This window comes from Paenibacillus provencensis (assembly GCF_042678545.1).
Taxonomy (GTDB): Bacteria; Bacillota; Bacilli; order Paenibacillales; family Paenibacillaceae; genus Paenibacillus; species Paenibacillus provencensis.
Genome location: NZ_JBHTKX010000002.1, coordinates 50,129 through 68,212, shown reverse-complemented (window position 1 = coordinate 68,212; position 18,084 = coordinate 50,129). Strand labels below are relative to the sequence as shown.

The 18,084-nt window shown below is 48.2% G+C and carries 13 protein-coding genes; 1 reads left to right on the top strand and 12 read right to left on the bottom strand.

Annotated features, from left to right (window positions below):
• Positions 1-74: 74 nt before the first annotated feature.
• From ACFQ3J_RS16525 to ACFQ3J_RS16515, 3 genes are all read right to left on the bottom strand, one after another.
• Positions 75-3,440, bottom strand: a complete 3,366-nt coding sequence (locus ACFQ3J_RS16525) for a glycosyl hydrolase 53 family protein (protein ID WP_251583129.1) — start codon at positions 3,438-3,440, stop codon at positions 75-77.
• A gap of 252 nt (positions 3,441-3,692) precedes the next feature.
• On the bottom strand, positions 3,693-3,860 hold the full coding sequence (locus ACFQ3J_RS16520) for a CxxH/CxxC protein (protein ID WP_076314175.1): 168 nt from the start codon (positions 3,858-3,860) through the stop codon (positions 3,693-3,695).
• An 892-nt stretch (positions 3,861-4,752) separates the two neighbouring features.
• The gene (locus ACFQ3J_RS16515) at positions 4,753-5,994 is read right to left on the bottom strand and encodes a S1C family serine protease (protein WP_251583130.1); all 1,242 of its coding nucleotides are present in this window, start codon (positions 5,992-5,994) and stop codon (positions 4,753-4,755) included.
• A 466-nt stretch (positions 5,995-6,460) separates the two neighbouring features.
• Here ACFQ3J_RS16515 and ACFQ3J_RS16510 point away from each other — a divergent pair, with 466 nt between their 5' ends.
• Positions 6,461-6,667 (top strand): hypothetical protein, encoded by a 207-nt coding sequence (locus tag ACFQ3J_RS16510; RefSeq protein WP_251583131.1) that lies wholly within the window; start codon positions 6,461-6,463, stop codon positions 6,665-6,667.
• Here ACFQ3J_RS16510 and ACFQ3J_RS16505 read toward each other — a convergent pair.
• The 9 genes from ACFQ3J_RS16505 to dnaB all read right to left on the bottom strand — a co-directional run bounded on the left by ACFQ3J_RS16505 (position 6,636) and on the right by dnaB (position 18,083).
• Positions 6,636-7,442: an MBL fold metallo-hydrolase gene (locus tag ACFQ3J_RS16505; protein WP_091159933.1), complete on the bottom strand. Its 807-nt coding sequence runs from the start codon at positions 7,440-7,442 to the stop codon at positions 6,636-6,638. The two genes, ACFQ3J_RS16510 and ACFQ3J_RS16505, sit on opposite strands and share 32 nt — an antisense overlap.
• A 25-nt stretch (positions 7,443-7,467) precedes the next feature.
• Positions 7,468-8,196, bottom strand: a complete 729-nt coding sequence (yycI, locus tag ACFQ3J_RS16500) for a two-component system regulatory protein YycI (RefSeq protein ID WP_091159931.1) — start codon at positions 8,194-8,196, stop codon at positions 7,468-7,470.
• Positions 8,197-8,257: 61 nt separating this feature from the next.
• Positions 8,258-9,538 carry a YycH family regulatory protein gene (locus ACFQ3J_RS16495; RefSeq protein ID WP_251583133.1) on the bottom strand — a complete coding sequence of 427 codons (1,281 nt, stop codon included), beginning with the start codon at positions 9,536-9,538 and terminating at the stop codon, positions 8,258-8,260.
• Entirely contained in the window at positions 9,539-11,362 is a 1,824-nt protein-coding gene (walK, locus tag ACFQ3J_RS16490; RefSeq protein WP_251583134.1) for a cell wall metabolism sensor histidine kinase WalK, read from the bottom strand.
• Positions 11,363-12,088, bottom strand: coding sequence for a response regulator YycF (gene yycF / locus ACFQ3J_RS16485; RefSeq protein WP_251583135.1), 726 nt, complete (start codon positions 12,086-12,088; stop codon positions 11,363-11,365). It lies immediately after the preceding gene.
• Between the two features lie 161 nt (positions 12,089-12,249).
• Positions 12,250-13,728 carry a peptidoglycan DD-metalloendopeptidase family protein gene (locus ACFQ3J_RS16480; protein WP_251583137.1) on the bottom strand — a complete coding sequence of 493 codons (1,479 nt, stop codon included), beginning with the start codon at positions 13,726-13,728 and terminating at the stop codon, positions 12,250-12,252.
• A gap of 293 nt (positions 13,729-14,021) precedes the next feature.
• Positions 14,022-14,783: a hypothetical protein gene (locus ACFQ3J_RS16475; RefSeq protein ID WP_251583138.1), complete on the bottom strand. Its 762-nt coding sequence runs from the start codon at positions 14,781-14,783 to the stop codon at positions 14,022-14,024.
• Between the two features lie 231 nt (positions 14,784-15,014).
• The gene (locus ACFQ3J_RS16470; RefSeq protein WP_251583139.1) at positions 15,015-16,301 is read right to left on the bottom strand and encodes an adenylosuccinate synthase; all 1,287 of its coding nucleotides are present in this window, start codon (positions 16,299-16,301) and stop codon (positions 15,015-15,017) included.
• A gap of 420 nt (positions 16,302-16,721) precedes the next feature.
• On the bottom strand, positions 16,722-18,083 hold the full coding sequence (gene dnaB, locus ACFQ3J_RS16465; protein WP_091159920.1) for a replicative DNA helicase: 1,362 nt from the start codon (positions 18,081-18,083) through the stop codon (positions 16,722-16,724).
• Position 18,084 lies beyond the last annotated feature (1 nt).

The window sequence follows — 18,084 nt, the reverse complement described above, 5'->3', positions numbered from 1 at the left end:
TCAAGCGTATTTTATGACATATCCGATATAGGGGCTACCCGAATAATTAGAGGCGTTTTCATAGAATATTAGAGTTACTGTATGCGGCTAGAAGCCGCCTGGATCTCGTTGTATGCCCAGTGGCTTGCCGGAACATCCGACCATATAGGCTGCTGTCCCTGGCTTACGCTAGAACGTTCGAGTACTCGATTGATAACGGTTACAGCTTCCGCTCGGGTCAAATATTGATCAGGACGGAATTGTCCGCCGGTTGTGCCCACCATATACCCTGCCTCAGCAGCGAGTCGAATGTTCGATTCAGACCAATGATCTATGGCATCCGCGAAAAAGGTGACTGCATTGGCATTAGTGTTTGTGTTTGTGTTTGTGTTTGTGTTTGTGTTTGTATTTGCACTTACATTTGCACTTATATATGCATTTGCTTCTTCTACATCAATATCTGCACCTTGACTCATCTTCGACTCCAGTGCCGCCCAGCGAGCGACAATCGCTGCCATCTCGGCCCTTGTAATAGAGCGCCCTGGCCTAAACGTGCCATCCGGATACCCGGACATTAGACCGCTCGCTGTTAATTGTTCGATGTCTTTTCCAGCCCAGCCAAGAGTATCGATGTCCTTGTAACTCACAGCATGCTCTGTTCGATTTGTAGCAGCCTGAACCCGATACAGCATCGCTGCCATCTCAGCTCGGGTAACGGCCTGACCTGGGCGGAACGTGCCGTCTGGATAGCCTGCTATATACGCATCTCGGAAGGGGGCAGCCTCATTATCCTCCGTCTCCGATGGATCTCCGTCTGCTTCCTTCTCGTCGTCGTTCGGACCATTCCCGTTCACATCCGTATTCCCATTTTCACCCGCAATGCCATCAGGAGCAGTTCCTGTCCCATTATCTCTACCTGGCTGCGGATTTGGTGTTGGTTCTGGTTCTGGTTCTGGCTGTGGGTCTGGGTCTGGCTCTGGCTCTGGATTCGATCCTGACCCCGAACCCGGCTCATAAGTTCGCTCGTAGCTCAGATAAAAATCATCCAAGGTCCCCCAAGCGCCTCCGTCCGCTTTTATGGATGCACCAATCGTGATCTCGCCCTCTGTCACTAGAATATCCTTGATTTCAGGGTTACTCCACTGCACCCATCCATTTACCGCTGTGTCTGCCCTCATCTCATTCCCATTCACTATAGCGAATAGATTCATATCTGAATTGACCGCATCGCCGCCCTGAATATTCATCGACAAGTTATAATATCCAGGTTCCATACCCTCTATCGTCTGTTCAACCTTGAAATTGACCTGATCTGCAGAATAGAAATGGAGCGAGTAGCTTCCCGTTTTGGCATCCATTGCATTGTTCTGATAATCCGCGTGCGTTACTGCACCCTCCGGATAGGTAATGCTCCACATGCTCCGGTCACTCTGTTCAAAGCTTCCATTAACGATCCAATTTCTCTTCTTAATCTGAAGAAATGCCTGTACGCTATGCCCGCCTTCTGCCATGCCTTCGATGACATAGCTGCCAAGACCTGCCGCTACCGCAGTCTCCAGCTGTGACTCATCCCAGATCACCGTCACGATCCCTGTTGTTCCATCATTGTAGGTCACACTTGTCACACTAGGCAGTAAGACCGGTTCACCCGCTATAGCCGATACGTGTACGTCCTGAACGGCATCGATTACAATCGGGGCGACAGCGCCCGTATGAACATATTTAAATACATTGAGTGATGGTAGTGGATGCCCTGCAAAATCAAACAGAGCCTGATTATCCACGGCGCTCCCGCCATACCACTTCCCCGCATCATGCGGATCATATTCAGCTGCATAGCTGGATGCCCAGCCTGAACCATGTGCTTCCCAGATGATTCTGTTCTGTTCAAGCTGATCCTTAGGTCCAACGGGAATCCATGCTGGTTCCCAGTAGAACACCCCAATGCCGGACTCCCCGACATTCGTTACTGCCTCAATAACATCACGTATCGAGGTAGCTTGACCTTGCACTGTAATGGGATACTCAAGTGTCTGTCCTGAAGAACTCGGTGCTGTATTGCCGTGTCCGTCTCCATCCTGATCCGTATAAGTGTAAGAGGTTTCGGCTACCATGACCTTTTTTCCATACGTATCTGCAACCTCCGTCAGGACTGCAGTCAGGTTCGACAGCGTGCCATGCCAGAATGGATAATAGGAGCTCGCAAACACATCATAGTCTACATTGTTGCTCTCTAACGTTTCTGCATAGTACATGTATCTGCCAGATGCTTCAGGATTCGTAAAATGCAGGGCAACCAGAATACTCGGATCCACCTCTCGAATAGCCCGGCTTCCTTCATTAAATAGCTCACTGATTTTTGGCCAATCGGTTTCCCCTGCAAACTGTCCATTGGTTTCATTGCCGACCTGAACCATTCCGATGTCAATGCCTTCGGCCAGCATCGCTTCCATGCTGTCTTTTGTATACTGGTACAATGCTTCCTTCTTCTCATCAAAGGTCAGGCTTTCCCATGCCTTCGGCGCTTTTTGCTTCGCCGGGTCAGCCCAGAAATCGGAATAATGGAAGTCCACCAGCAGCTTCATTCCGTTTGCGGTTGCCCGCTTACCTATCTCAATCGCCCGAGCGAGGTCGTTATTACCGCCGCCATAGCCATTTCCTGAGTTATCATACGGATCGTTCCAGATCCGGACACGAACATAATTTACGCCAGCGTCATGCAGCGTAGTGAATATATCCTGCTCATGACCTGCCTCATTATAGAACTGAACACCACTCTCCTCTAAAGCGATAATGCTGGAGACATCCACTCCCTTGATGAAGTCAGGAGACAGACCCTCTACCTTTTGCACAAAAATATCTGCATTCACCGGCTTCGTCGTGTCCGTGCTCACTTGTCTTAGCTCTGCTTGATCGAGGTATCCCCAGGAATTTGGTGCACCGCTGATGATTGCCCCAACATGTAAATTCTCAGTCTCCTCCTCTAAAATAAATTGCAGACTCTGCTTACCCCATTGGTTGTAACCCGTAGTAAGTACCTCATCTCCCATTTCTGATCCAACGAACAGAGATACCTTGCCAGCTTCTGCTGCATCTCCACCCATAGAATGAACAGATAACTCATAGGTACCCGAAGGCAGACTTGGAACCGTTTGTGTCAGCGTAATTGTCTGCTCCCCAGCAGCCGTATCCTTGATCCAGTACTTTAAGGCATGCTCTCCTTCAATCCCTTCTATATATGAGTCATCCTGATAGGCAAAACGCCCAATATCCGCACTTTCCCAATCGGTCTCCACACGCCATGACCCATCTGTCCAGAAATCAGACTCATATCCGCCATTCATAAGATACGTATCCTGAGGGTTCGCATATGCCACTGATTCTCCGATTCCAGCCGGTATGCTAAATCCCGTAAACCCCACTATCGCAGCCAGTACAAGACTGCCTATCCTTTTTCCCATTCACTCATCCCCCATCTTCTATCCCAAAGAAATAAAAGCACAGTCCTGCTGCCCCTAGTACTATCGAACATTTGTAAGCGCTTTTAAAATAATATACCAATGGGGCCTCGCTTCGTGAACGGATAATAAATGAACATTTCGTGTGTTAAAACAACTACTTTTAGACCCTCCTCTACAAAACACAAAAAGAGCGCAGTAGCACGCTCTTCTCCCATCCCTATATTGAACATCAAGCTCTAGCTTCTTGCGATGCTACACGACCAGAAATTCCGCATTGTTGTCGCATTCGGAGCATTTCACCGGCGGATCCCAATCCGAGAATTCGGTTTCCTTCAAATCGACAATATCCGGTGCATCCTCGAACTCATCGACGAACAAATCAATGGCATGCTCCACATGCTCTTTACATACGGTGTACATTCACTCAAGCATCCTTTCTGTCTTGGGGCCTTTCTTATATGGGGTTATCACCAGTCATCATGGAATACATGAAGCAATAACCCCCTTCTCCTGTTCTACCATACCTGTCCTAGAAAATAAACCCTTAATCTGTTTATTCACTGCTGTTCCATGAAGAAGAGCTTGTTCAAGGTGCGTTCTGTCCATTCCATCCTATTCCTATCTTACCCTGCAAGCACCTACCCTCATACAACTTACACACCAAAATAGTATATGCACCCTGTATCCATCCATCTATATCATATTCCAACCTGTGCTGCGTTCTAAATTCAGATGATTCAAATATCATTCCATTTATTGTAAAATAGTAGATGATCAATTTCCGAGGGGGGAGAGCCCTATCCATACAGATCTTAATTCTGCCTTGATAGCTACGTTCTTTATTCTAAATGCGCTGTATTATTTTCTGTTCTCCTGGAGCTTTGAAGTAGAAAGATCCGAGCCAGTGGAGAGAACAACAGCCTTGAAGATAATGGACATCGCAAGTGCTCTAGTTTCAATAACCCTTATCACGGTTTACATAGTCATCATGGAACAACCAAACGCCTTAATTTATTTCAATTTCACCCTGATGTATGCCTATTCTACGTTTAGAGAATGGAAATTCAATCGACCCTCAAGAGAATATACACGCACATTGGCATTATGTATCTTCAGTACCGCATACACCGTTACTGCCTTCGTCGTCTACCACTAAGTCAGCTACAGCTTCGCTTAGACCATTCATTCAATTACAAATACGCACCTTGATCCACGCAAAAAAAGTCCGACATGATCATGTCGGACTTCAGCGAAATGAGACGGAGAGGAGCCACTTCCTAAGCTTCTACTCCCACCATCACTTCCACCATATTCATTCCACCGGCTTATCCGCAAGCTTCACCGTTGCTTCCTGCAGCTTCCCATCCCGGTAATAAGAGATGACCATCTCATCCCCGATCTTTTTCTTATCGTACAGGTACTTTCGCACATCCATCGTTGAATGAATCGGCTCGCCGTCAAATTCAACGATCACATCATTCAGTTTAAGCCCCGCTTCGCTTGCCGGTCCGGATGCCTCCAGCACCAGAGCACCTTTCTCTACCGAATCGGGCAGCTTCAGCTCCTTGCGCTGCTCCTCGTCAAGCGGTGCATAGGAGCTCGACAGGTCAATCGTGTACACGCCGAGGAATGGTCTAGATACCTTGCCATCCTCCATCAGATCGGTCACAATCTTCATCACATCTTCCGTAGGAATGGCGAAGCCCAAGCCTTCAACACCCATATCCGCAATCTTCATCGTATTGATCCCGATCAGCTCGCCCTGCATGTTAATCAGCGCACCGCCGCTGTTGCCCTCATTGATTGCTGCATCGGTCTGAATGACGTTCTGCTCCCAATCATATACTCCGTCCTGGTTAATCGATACAGGTATCATTCGGTTCGTATAGCTTACAATCCCCGAAGTCATCGTACCGCCAAGACCCAGTGGATTGCCGATGGCAAGCACCGTTTCCCCCCGGCGGATCTGCTTCGAATCACCGATTTCGACCGTCGTATGGATGCCCTTGCTGTCAATGGACAGCACCGCTACATCACTGATTCGGTCCTTCCCGATGAGCTTTGCCTCCTTGGATACCCCATCCACCGTGACGGCCTCCAGATTATCTCCACTGTCCACAACATGATGATTGGTCATAATATAGGCGGTATCGCCTTCAATCTTAAAGATAACACCTGACCCCAAAGCCGCATCCTCTATGCGAGATCCGTCTATCTCACGATGGCTGACAATACTGACGACGGCAGGCCTTACCTTGTCACCGGCAGTAATAATGCGTTCATACGGGTCTCCTTGCACTGTTCTGAGTGAGGTCCCAGAGAAGGCGGTCTGAGCATCCCCCGGCATCACAACCAGTGCAAATAGACCGACAGAAACAACCGCACTAATGACCGAGCTGATAATTGCAACTTGAAGCATGGAAAGAGAGGAGGACCCTGATGTACTTACTGTTTTTGGCCAGAATCTCTTACGGCTGATTCTTACCCGCCCTATAGATTTCCCGGTCCGTTTCGATACTTTGGTGGAATAAAATTCGTCATCAAACAAACCCATTAAATCCTCTCCCCTTCGTATCACTGCGCATCAAGACCTGTTCTGATCGCCTTAACACTTGTTACTCTTGTTATATATAAATCACCAATATCAAATATCATAAACATAAGGGATCTTCAGCCCTTACTAATGGCATTTTGCATATTCTCACTATATAAGACACTTCTTTGTACAAAAAGTTTCGAAGAACTTTTTCCACACAACAACCGCATCGTGATAACATCATAGACGTATACCGACATATACCTTATTTTCACCAATAAATAGAAGATTCAAGCAGTATATCAATCTTTTTGATAGTTTTTATAAATAGAAAACCATTAAAAAAGACGTGGTTAAACAGCCTTTTTAGCATACCACGGCTCTAAATTTCGTTACAGAGGAAAAAAAAGGAATGATTCCATGCTCTCCTGACTACAATAGAATACAAGCCGAATTAAAGAGGTTAATAGAAGGAGGTCTACGTATGAATCGTGTCTACTCTGCTATGGAAGAGATCCAAATGGCAGCCAAACTGGCTGATCTGAGGGAAGAGCATTATCGCAATACCCTCGCCCTCAGTGTAATCATCGAGCTGCTCGTTGAGAAGAATATCCTCTCTCGTGAAGAGGTGGAGAAAAAAGCAGCCGAGCTCGACAGCTTTATGGAGAGCCCACCTTATCCCACGGTGTAGGCCGGTCATAATACGTCTCGCACAGCTGAAACTCGCTATCCTTGTAGAAACAGCCCCGGTCCTCCATCGCACCGCGAACGGTCATCTTGGCCAGCTCCATCATATTATGATCCCGGCTCAAGTGTGCTAAATACGCGCGTTTGGTTCGTCCGTTCAGCAGCTCACTGAGAGCCGCACCCGCTGCCTCGTTCGACAGATGTCCCAGATCACTCATGATACGGCGCTTCGTATTCCACGGGTAACGTCCCATCCGAAGCAGATCGATGTCGTGATTGGATTCCAGCACAAGAACATCTGCATCCGATATCGCAAGCCTAACCTTATCGCTCATATAACCGAGATCGGTGGCTACGCTCAGCTTCTCTCTGCCATCATAAAATGAATACCCCACCGGCTCGGCTGCATCATGAGAGATTCCGAATGATTCCACACGCAGTGACTCAAACTCACGGACCTCTCCGCTCTCCATGATCTTGATATTCTCTTCCGGAATTTTGCCAAGCGACTTGTGCATCGCCTTCCAGGTATTCGTATTTGCATAGATCGGTAAATTATATTTGCGTGCCACTGCGCCTAGTCCTCGAATGTGGTCGGAATGCTCATGTGTAACCAAGATTCCGTCCAGCTGAGATCCAAGCATGTCCCGTTCAAGCAGCAGCTCGTCTATTCGTTTGGCACTCAGGCCAGCATCTATTAATAAAGCTGTATCATCATTGCGAACGACAGTCGCATTACCTGTCGATCCGCTCGATAATACGGTAAAAGCGATCCCCATAACTTAAAACTCCTTACGGTTTTACTTACTTCGGACTAATAACCTCTCCACTGATGCCCTGCACATAATACTGCTGCCCGCTCTCGAGCACGAATCGCCATGCAGGGGCTGCGACCTGGCTGTCCGAGTTGAACTCTTCCCCATAATATCCGAGCTGAATATCTTGAACAACGGCTTCATCCGGCAAAAATAGTTCAACCAACGTGCCAAGCGCCTTCGAAGCCGGAAGCACCTGTTGTTCTTCTTCAAATGTCGACATTTCAATAGGTGACTGCTCATAAGCAGTTATTTTCTGATTGGAATAATACAGCGCAAGGTCCACATGGAACAATGGCCATTTCTGGTCAGCCAGCGGATGAAGGATGAAACGATCCAGCACATCCGGATTGGCCAGCGGATCGAGCTTATATTCAGCAATGTTTGGAATAAATGGCTGCAGTGCTGCTTCCATTTCCTGCTCAGAGAAGATCAGCTTGCTGTCGATCGGCTCTTCCAGTTGAATCGGCTTTGCTGCCTTACTCCCATTCACATACCGATAGGTTAGCTTGGGCATAGCAGGTGTTTCACTTGGAATGGGAGCGAGAATCTCGATTCCCTTCTCTTCCATGAGCCGCTGCGTGCTTTCTCCCAGCGAGGTGAAGTCCAGACTAGACCCTGCAGATTCCCGCGCACCCATCCAGAGCTGATATCCGAGTACCAGATTAAGCAGCAAAAAAGCATAGATTAACACATTCTTAGCACGGCCCCAATCCATTCCCTCACCTCATTTCATTATAGACCTTTGACACCACAAGTCCAGGGTAACCGGAGCGAGATCAAGAAGATGGAATGGCTCTCCCCTGTCCGCTGGCCAGTGTGACTTCCCATACCGGAACAAGCTCCATGCCGGCCTCTGAAACGACCGGCTGATAAGCCGGATTCAGTCGGACCACCTGCTGGTCGCCGGCCACGCCCTTGATTCGTTCAGCCAGCTCTTCTCCATAAGGAAGCTGCACCATCTTCTTGCTGACCTCCTCGTCTTCTTCAAGATACAGCAGCGAACGTTCATAGGTGGATACAAGCTCCTTCTGAACCTCGAGTCGCATATGTTTATACCCATACTCCGGCAAATCCAGAACCGGATAGCTCTCGTAATACGGAAGCAAATGAACTTGGGTACTATCGCCATCTGAATCAATTTGCATCCGGTACGTTCCATTAAATCCCCCATGCTGATTAACAAAATCAATCGCCGCAAGGGTATCCTTCGTCCGGTCACCCTCACTCGCCTGCACGGCTGCGGGATCATTATAGCTGATCCAGCGCTGATTGAAATTCACCTGCAGGCTGCGCTTGCTGTCCGTATAGATTTCTGATCCATCCTTCTCCTGGATGTTTCGTGTCATGCTTGGATCGAAGAACAGGCTTCGCTGCATCTGCTCCACGGTGTATTGCCGGGTTCCCAGCTCTACCTGAATCATCTCCAAGGCCTCTTCGGGAAGGTAATATCCTTCACTGGTCAGCCTATAAGGAGTCCAGCCTGTCCCGAAGTCTACATGCTGCTTGATGTCCTGCACGGTCAGATCCACATCGGCAGCTTCATACACCACGTCTCCCTGTGAACTAAAGAACAAGGCACGTGCCTTGTCATCGCTGTCTGTATATATCCATATTTTATTAATGGTCTCGGCTTCAAACAATGGATCACTGCTAAACTGCATCACTCTTTGCAGCAATGCCACCGGCACCCCGCCTTCGAATGACAGCTCAATTCCCGGGTTCTCTTTCTTCAGCTCATTCCAGTTCTCCGAGCCCACACTCTGCCGCTGGAATTCTCCGAAGCTGCGCCCCGCAAGACGCGAATAGATCAGCTGATAGAAGGTGGATTCCGGATAGAAGAGCGTATGCCGATCTTCACCCATGTGAATAACCATATGATCAGGGAAGATTAAATTCTCGATTCGCTGCTCCTGACCCATATTCTCAGTCTTAATGTAATTGGATTCACTTGTAACAACCGAATAGCTGCCCGGAAGCCGGTAGATGAGTAAATAGCTCTGGAACAAGCTTGCTGTGATTAAGATCGCGAGCACAACCGTCTTGAATCGTTCCTTCATCTATAGCTCACTCCCTTCCTGCTCCAGCGGAAGTGTAAAGGTCACTTTCGTCCCTCTGCCCAGCTCCGATTCCAGCTCAATGTCTCCCCCATGGGCTTTGACAATCTCGCGTGCAATGGATAGTCCGAGGCCGGTTCCACCCATGCTGCGCGACCTTCCTTTCTCAACACGATAGAATCGTTCAAATATACGGTCGATATCCTTCCTCGGTATGCCGATTCCGGTATCTTCGACGGATACAGCGACTGTATCCCCCATATGAGTCGCGGATATAGTAACGCTGCCGCCTTCATGCGAGTACTTCAGCGCATTGGACACCAGGTTGTCCAGCAGCTGATCAATCTGATCCCGATCAAGCGGCACCTCCGGCACCTCCTGGTCCACAATAACGGCCACATTCATATACTTTTGCTGCATTTGGAAGGAGAACCGGTCGGCTACCTCATCCAGCACATCCATCATCACGGTAGGCTGCTTCCGCAGCGGAGCTTCATTGGAGTCAAGCCGGGATAAATGAAGCAGGTCGGTGACAAGCCGAATCATCCGCTCGGTTTCATTTTGAATAACCCCGACGAATCTTCCCCCGAGCTCTGGATCCTTAATGGCTCCGTCATCCAGCGCTTCTGCGTAGCTCTTAATCGTCGTCAGCGGTGTCCGCAGCTCATGAGACACATTGGCCACAAATTCTCTCCGTGATGCCTCCAGCTCTTCCTGCTCGGTGACATCCTGGAGCACGATAATGGCTCCTGTTCTCTCCTGATCGCGCCGCTGCACAGGCGTAAAGGTAACCCGAATCACCACCCAATCGTTCTGACCGGACGGCTGGATTTGAAGCAGTGTTGACGCGGTAATCCCGCTCAGCATTGTCTCTGCTTCTTCAACCTCAAGCCCGAGCACAACGGCAAAATGCCTGCCGCTCATCGCAGCTTCTTCCCGGCCCAGCATCGTGCTTGCCCGTTTATTAACCAGAATGATACGGCCAAGCTCATCTGTGGCGATAACGCCGTCACTCATATTAGCCAGAATCGAAGACAACTTGTCCTTCTCCTCTTCATTCTCGGACAGTGCCGTTCTGAGCTGGCTCGTCATATAGTTAAAGGTGCTGCTGAGCTGCCCGATCTCATCCTTGCCGAGCACAGGCATCTTGGTGCTGAAATCTCCTTCTGCCACGGCGTTGGCCTTGCGTGTAAGCTCCTTTATGGGGGCTGTGATGGTATGAGATAGAATAACGCCAAGTACAGCCGTCAGTCCAAGTGCGATCAGCACCCCGGAGATGAATATGTTATTGATCCGCTCCATCGTCGTATACAGCTCATTCATTGATGCTGCGATATATACAGCACCTACAATTTTGCCCCCAGACGATACGGGCTTGGCCACGACTTTTTTGCGGACATTGTCTTCATCAATGATATTCTCTTCGTTGTCACGGATTCCTTGCAGTGCACGGCTTACCACCGTCTGCGTGTTTTTCCGTCCGATATAATCGTTATGCGAGCTTAGTGTCGTCGTCAGTACTCGCCCGCTGGCATCCAGTACCTGAATTTCGGCTCCGTTGATGTTAAAGAGATTGTTGACGAGCGTGCCCAGATTCTCTGTGCTGTCCTCATTTCCCTCACTGTCACCTGTAACCAACGCTTCAGCAACCAGAACAGACAGCATTTCGGCCCGTGCATGCAAATCCTCTGTAAAATTGCTTGTGAGTGATGTCTTCATGGCACTAACAAAATAAACCCCGATCAGCTGCATCGCCACCAGAATAAGCAAGACATATACAATGATCAGCTTCGCCTGCACCGTGCGGAAATAAGAGGTCCATTTCATCTACAAGACTCCGTTCTTCGATCCCCGAATCAAGTACCCCAGTCCTCGGCGGGTAACAATCGTTTCCGGTTTGCTCGGATTCTCTTCAATCTTCTCCCGCAGCCTTCGGATTGTCACATCGACCGTGCGGACATCGCCAAAGTATTCAAATCCCCATACGGCCTGAAGCAAATGCTCCCTTGTCATGACCTTGCCTGCATTCTTCGCCATATAATAGAGCAGCTCATACTCTCGATGCGTAAGATCAAGAGCTTGTCCATTCCTGTAAGCAGTATACATATCTGTATCAAAATAAAGATCGTGCAGTCTAAGTCCCTGTGACTCTCCCTCCGTCTGAGGAGGCTCCGCTGCTGTCTCTGACTTCTGCTGTCTTCGCATCTGCGCCTTGACTCTTGCAAGCAGCTCACGTGTACTGAACGGCTTCGTAACGTAGTCGTCTGCTCCCAGCTCAAGCCCAAGCACCTTATCAATCTCGGAGTCCTTTGCTGTCAGCATAATAATTCGGGTTTCCAGCTGAGCCCGCACCTCACGGCATACATCCATTCCATCCTTGCCAGGGAGCATCAGATCAAGCAAGATCAGATCCGGCGTTTCGGATAAAGCAAGCTCAACTGCCTGAATGCCGTCAAATGCACAGATAACCTCGTATCCTTCTTTCTCTAAATTAAATTTCAGGATATCTGCAATCGGCTGTTCATCATCGACCACTAGAATCTTTCCCTGCATACCGTTCGCCCCACCTTTGATTTTGCGTCTATGACTGTCTTTTTTATAATCGTATACTCATTCTAACATACCTAAACTGACAACTTCACTAGGTGAAAAGGGCTCTTTCATCCGCTCATGAAAAAAGCATGATCTGCCTATACAGATCATGCTTTCCTATTTTAAGGGAGATATTTCATCGGATTTTGCGCAACACTATTCTTCTTAATCTCAAAGTGAAGATGTGTGCCCGTGGAACGTCCCGTATTTCCCATAACTCCAATACTTTGGCCTTGTTCAACAATCTGTCCTTCTTTGACACCAATGCTGTCCAGATGACCATACACCGTCTCGTATCCATTTCGATGATTAATGATAATGACGTTGCCATAGCCGCTTTGCTGTCCTGCAAAGGTCACGACGCCTTCGTCAGAAGCGGTAATGGATCTGTTACCCACGAGATCAATTCCTTTGTGCTGCTTGCCCCAGCGCTCACCGAAGCTGCTGGTTATCGTTGCATTGGCTACAGGCCACTTGAAGATACCGCTGCCTTCACCCGTTACCTTCGTCCCCTGGAGAACGACTTTGGACACCGAAGCCTCAATCACTTCCTGTCCGAGCCATTCCTCTTTTACCACTTCGCCATTTTCTTTGGTGATCCGATACTCGACCTGCTTGAGCCCGGATTGTCCTTCCCGTACGACCTTGGTAACACCCGACTTGAGTTCGTCTGTTTCACGGATCTCCACCTGGGGTTCGGTCTCAATTTCTTCGACTACGTTCTCGACCGTCGTTACCGTAAGCGGCGGTTTAGGAAGCACGAGTGTGAGCTCGTCTCCAATCCTTAGACTGTCTTCTTCAAGTCCAGGATTCAGCTGTTTGAGAGCATCAATCGTCGTGTTGTGATGCTGGGCGATATAACTAAGCGTATCTCCCTCTCTCACTACATACACCGTTTTCTGCTCCTGTCCTTCGGTCAGTCGTTCGATTGCTTCATCACTGGAGAGGATCTTGCTCGGTTCGGTCTTCACTTCACTGAGCACGACCTGCTCTTCAAGCTCGACAGATTCAAGACTTACCCGCTCCTCTTGAGGAGCCTTGGAATCCTGAGAAGATAACATAGCGACTGTTCTGATCTTGGAAGCGGGCTGAGCGGCTTCTTCCTCAGCTGTAATATATTTATTTTTAACACTCTGGATGATTTGATCCGCAGTTTTCTGATCTTTTACAATCCCGATGGTCTCGCCATCGATCTTAAGCTTAACACCCTCCGCATATCCGGTCAGTAATCCATCCAGCTTACTGAGTGTTGCTTCGCTATTAATCTCAGGCTTATATGCCTGCTCTTCCTTAAGCTCAACATCACTGCTGTCCAGCTGCATAAGAGCATCAGGATATCGCTGCTGTAGCTCTTCTGTCTTACTCTCGTACAGCTTTGAGATTTCATTCTCACTCTTGACTGCTCCGATATACACTCCCTTAACATAAACATTGTAATAAGGGATCGTATTCGCAGCTACATACGTTTCACTCGCAAACCCTGCTGACATGGCAACAAATAGTCCTGCCGCCGTTACAAGAAGCCATTTGCGTGGCTTGGATAATTCCTTTTTCGGTAACGAGTTGTCAGAGTTGCTCATGTTGTCTTTCATACTGCTCATGATTTTCTCCTTTTCTCTGCCCTTTAAAAGTCAAGCTATATTATTACTCTTCATTGCATCACTTATGAGCCATTGTATTCATAGTTTCAATCCAAGCGGTAAACGATATGATTAAATGTTCAGTCCTCGCTTAGTGCTTTGATTACTTAGATATATGAAGAAAAGGTTGCTAAATAGTATCAAAAATTTAACCTTTTGCTCACTTGTTTACTTTACCACAGCCGGAAGGACCAGATCAACTCACCAAAACATACCAAAAACCCGCGCAAAGCACGGGTTTCCTGAACTTTCCTTTAAGGTGTCAATACGGCCATCAGCTCATTATATTCTTCCTCTGTTAAATATTTTGCAATCACTTGCTCCATGTTCTGCAGCTCTGTCTCCGTTAAACCGTCTTCCATGGTACTGGAGATTTGCTGCATCTCATCGGCAGGGATTTTATTCATGAGCAGTTCAAATACAGCAGTCTTATCCTCGGTGGAGATGGAGTCCTTCTGATCTGTAATGTCCTCTGGTGTGACGACAACCTGGTCATCCGGTTCAGCTGTACCTACCTCGGCTCCTTCTTCTGTTGTGCTTGAGGAAGAAGGAGACGCTGACGAGCTGTCCGGCGATCCCCCTTCACTGGAGTCCTCATGATCTGCGCTGCTAGACGCTTCATTGTCCGTCCCGCCGCCGCTTCCGCTGGTTGAATCGAGCTCATTAGGATCAGCCTGACCCATATCCGTCTTGCCTGTAAGATTCGTTTCACTGCCTGTATCTGTATTACCGTCTTGATCTCCTTCTGGGTCTGTTCCATTCGTAATCAGGTCTGACCCGCTGTTACTGCTATCAGGGTTCATCCCTGTGCTCTCGGAAGTGTCCGATGTATTCATCCCCAGCGCACCTTGGAACACTGCGGCGAGATTGTTCGGCGCTCCTTCCCATGTAATATTAAAGCTAGCCAGCAGGGAAGAAATATAAGATTGCACGATTAGTCCTGTTGTCAGCAGGGTCAGAGTGCTCACCAGGATGACGGTCAGCAGCAGCTGCCCCGTCCATTTCAGCCATTTCATTATGTTTACGCCTCCTCCTATCTATCTCCCTCTTCGCAATCTAGTAGATCAACAAAGAAGGCTATAGCCTCAGTATTGACGTAATTCTCCCTATTCTATCCGTCCGATTTCATATTTTCACAGCAGCATCGTACTATATTAGAAAACATACCAAAAACCCTCATCCTTTCTACAATAGAAAGGATGAGGGTTCTGGTTATAACTATGAAGCAATCTACAGATTCCTATAGATTAAACATAGATTGGCAATACTTGATTCGTTTGCTCACGATTACGTCCAACCGAGAAGATCGCTATTGGAATGCCTGTCAGCTCCGATACACGATACACATAATTGCGAGTGGTTTCCGGCAGATCTTCAAGCGTCTTCGCTCCGGTAATGTCCTCGCTCCAGCCTGGCATTTCTTCATATACGGCTTCACATTCAGCCAGCATTTTGAGGCTTGCCGGATAGTGAGTAATGAACTCACCACGATACTTGTATCCAACACAGATTTTGACGGTATCAAGACCCGTAAGTACATCGAGAGAGTTCAGGGACAATCCCGTAATACCGCTGACACGTCTTGCATGGCGAACAACAACGGTATCGAACCAACCAACACGGCGGGCACGTCCAGTTACCGTACCATACTCATGACCTTTCTCACGAATGTAGTCTCCTACTTCGTTATTCAGCTCTGTAGGGAAAGGTCCATCACCGACACGAGTCGTATAGGATTTCGCAACCCCGATGACTTGACTAATCTTCGACGGGCCAACCCCGGAACCGATACATACGCCGCCAGCCGATGGGTTGGAGGATGTTACATATGGATAAGTACCTTGGTCGATATCGAGCATAACCCCTTGTGCTCCTTCGAAGAGCACCTTCTTGTCTTCATCAATCGCATCGTTAAGAACAACAGAGGTATCCGTCACGTACGGACGAATGAGTTCCGCATACTCTAGATACTGTTTCAAAATTTCTTCTACATCCAGCGCCTCTGCACCATATACCTGCTCGATAACTTGATTCTTCTCTTTGACCATGTGGCGAAGCTTTAATTCGAATTCCTCGGCATCCATCAGGTCAGCAATGCGAATACCGTTACGTGCTGCTTTATCCATATACGCAGGGCCGATTCCCTTACGTGTCGTTCCGATCTTGTTCGGACCCTTGCGATCTTCCTCAAGCGCATCCATCACCATATGATAAGGCATAATGACATGAGCACGGTCACTGATCACCAGGTTCTTCGTTGAGAAGCCATTCTCATGAATATAATTGATCTCTTCCAGGAGAGCGGCCGGATTTACGACCATGCCGTTCCCGATGACACACTTCTTATCCTCATAAAAAACACCGGATGGAATCAAGCTGAGCTTGTATTTCTTACCGTCAATCAGAATGGTATGACCGGCATTGTTACCACCCTGGTACCGTGCCACCACATCGGCGCTTTCCGCAAGATAATCTGTAATTTTGCCTTTGCCTTCGTCTCCCCATTGTGTACCCACAACGACTACTGTTGACATGTTCATTCCCCCGTAAGTGTCTTTTGCACTCCTTATTTTCTTAACACAAGAACTTAAACATACATTAAACATCGATTATTATATTGCAGCCACCTCATGACTGCAGATCTCGCAGACACTAGAATGTCTTAGATTTCACACGATAACGAACTGCCCTCATATCATGGCAAAAAGCCCTACCTTAATCGCCATGCCCTCAGGACATGACTGTTGCTGTAAGGTTTGCCACAAAAAGCAGCAATTCAAGTGTACCAGTCGCTCCTAGCAAAGTCAAATAAAAAAGCGAACATTAAATTATAAGTAAAATTTATCGTTCGGGATTTGCCAAACAACACGGCGTAAAATGACAAAATCCACTGCCCGGTGCTATCAGCACACGAGAAGTGGATTAGTAAGTCTAATCGATAGGGATGTGCATCGTTACCCGGCAAAGGCATCGGTATGCACACGTTCATAATTAACGAATTTATTGAAGTTCTTTAAGAAGACCAGCTCAACGGTACCCACCGGACCATTACGCTGCTTGGCTATAATAATCTCGATAATATTCTTCTTCTCCGTCTCCTGATTATAATAATCGTCACGGTATAAGAAGGCAACGATATCGGCATCCTGCTCGATTGAACCGGATTCCCGTAGGTCACTCATCATCGGCCGCTTATCCTGGCGCTGCTCAACGCCACGGCTGAGCTGTGATAGTGCAATGACCGGAACATCCAGCTCCCGCGCAATCTGCTTAAGTGTACGGGAGATTTCCGATACTTCCTGCTGCCGGTTCTCGCCGGCTTTGCCCCGTCCTTGAATCAGCTGCAGATAGTCAATTACGATCATCCCCAGCCCTTTTTCCTTCTTCAGTCTGCGGCATTTTGCACGAATATCAGCCACAGTAATGCCTGGTGTATCATCAATATAAATTTCTGCTTCTGACAGGGCGGCGATGCCCATGGTCAGCTTGGACCAGTCGTCATCACTCTTGAACTCCCCATTCCGCATCACACCCGCATCAAGATTGGCTTCAGCACAGATCATACGCTGTACAAGCTGTGCTGCGGACATCTCAAGACTGAAGATGGCTACAGTCTCGTTCGCTCTAACAGCTACGTTCTGAGCAATATTTAGCGCAAATGCCGTCTTCCCTACGGAAGGACGGGCAGCCACAATGATGAGGTCATTGCGCTGGAATCCGCTTGTCATCTTGTCCAGATCAACGAAGCCCGAAGGGATGCCTGTCGTATTGCCCTTGTTCTGATACAGCGACTCTACCTTCTCAAAGACCTCCATGACGACATCACGGATGGCGATAAACCCGCTGCTTGAGCGCCGGTTCGAAATCTCCAGAATGCGACGCTCAGCATCGCTGAGCATGCCGGATACGTCTTCGCCTCCTGCATACCCTTCGCTGACGATCTGGGTCGCTGTACGAATAAGTCTGCGCAGCATCGATTTTTCCTCGATAATCTGCGCATAGTAATCGACATTGGCTGCTGTCGGCACCGCATGTGCCAGCTTGGCCAAATAGGTTACACCACCGATCTCATCCAGCTGTCCTTTATCCTGCAAGAGGGAGGTCAGTGTAATGAGATCAATGGGCTGATTGCCTTCTCCAAGCTCAATCATCGCTTCATAGATCAGCTGATGCGGCTTGTCATAGAAGTCATCGGTCGTCACTCGCTCCATCGAAGTGATGAGTGCTTCCGATTGAATAAGAATTGCACCTAGAACCGCTTGCTCTGCTTCCAGGTTTTGCGGCGGAACACGATCAAAATAAATCTCCCCGCCCATC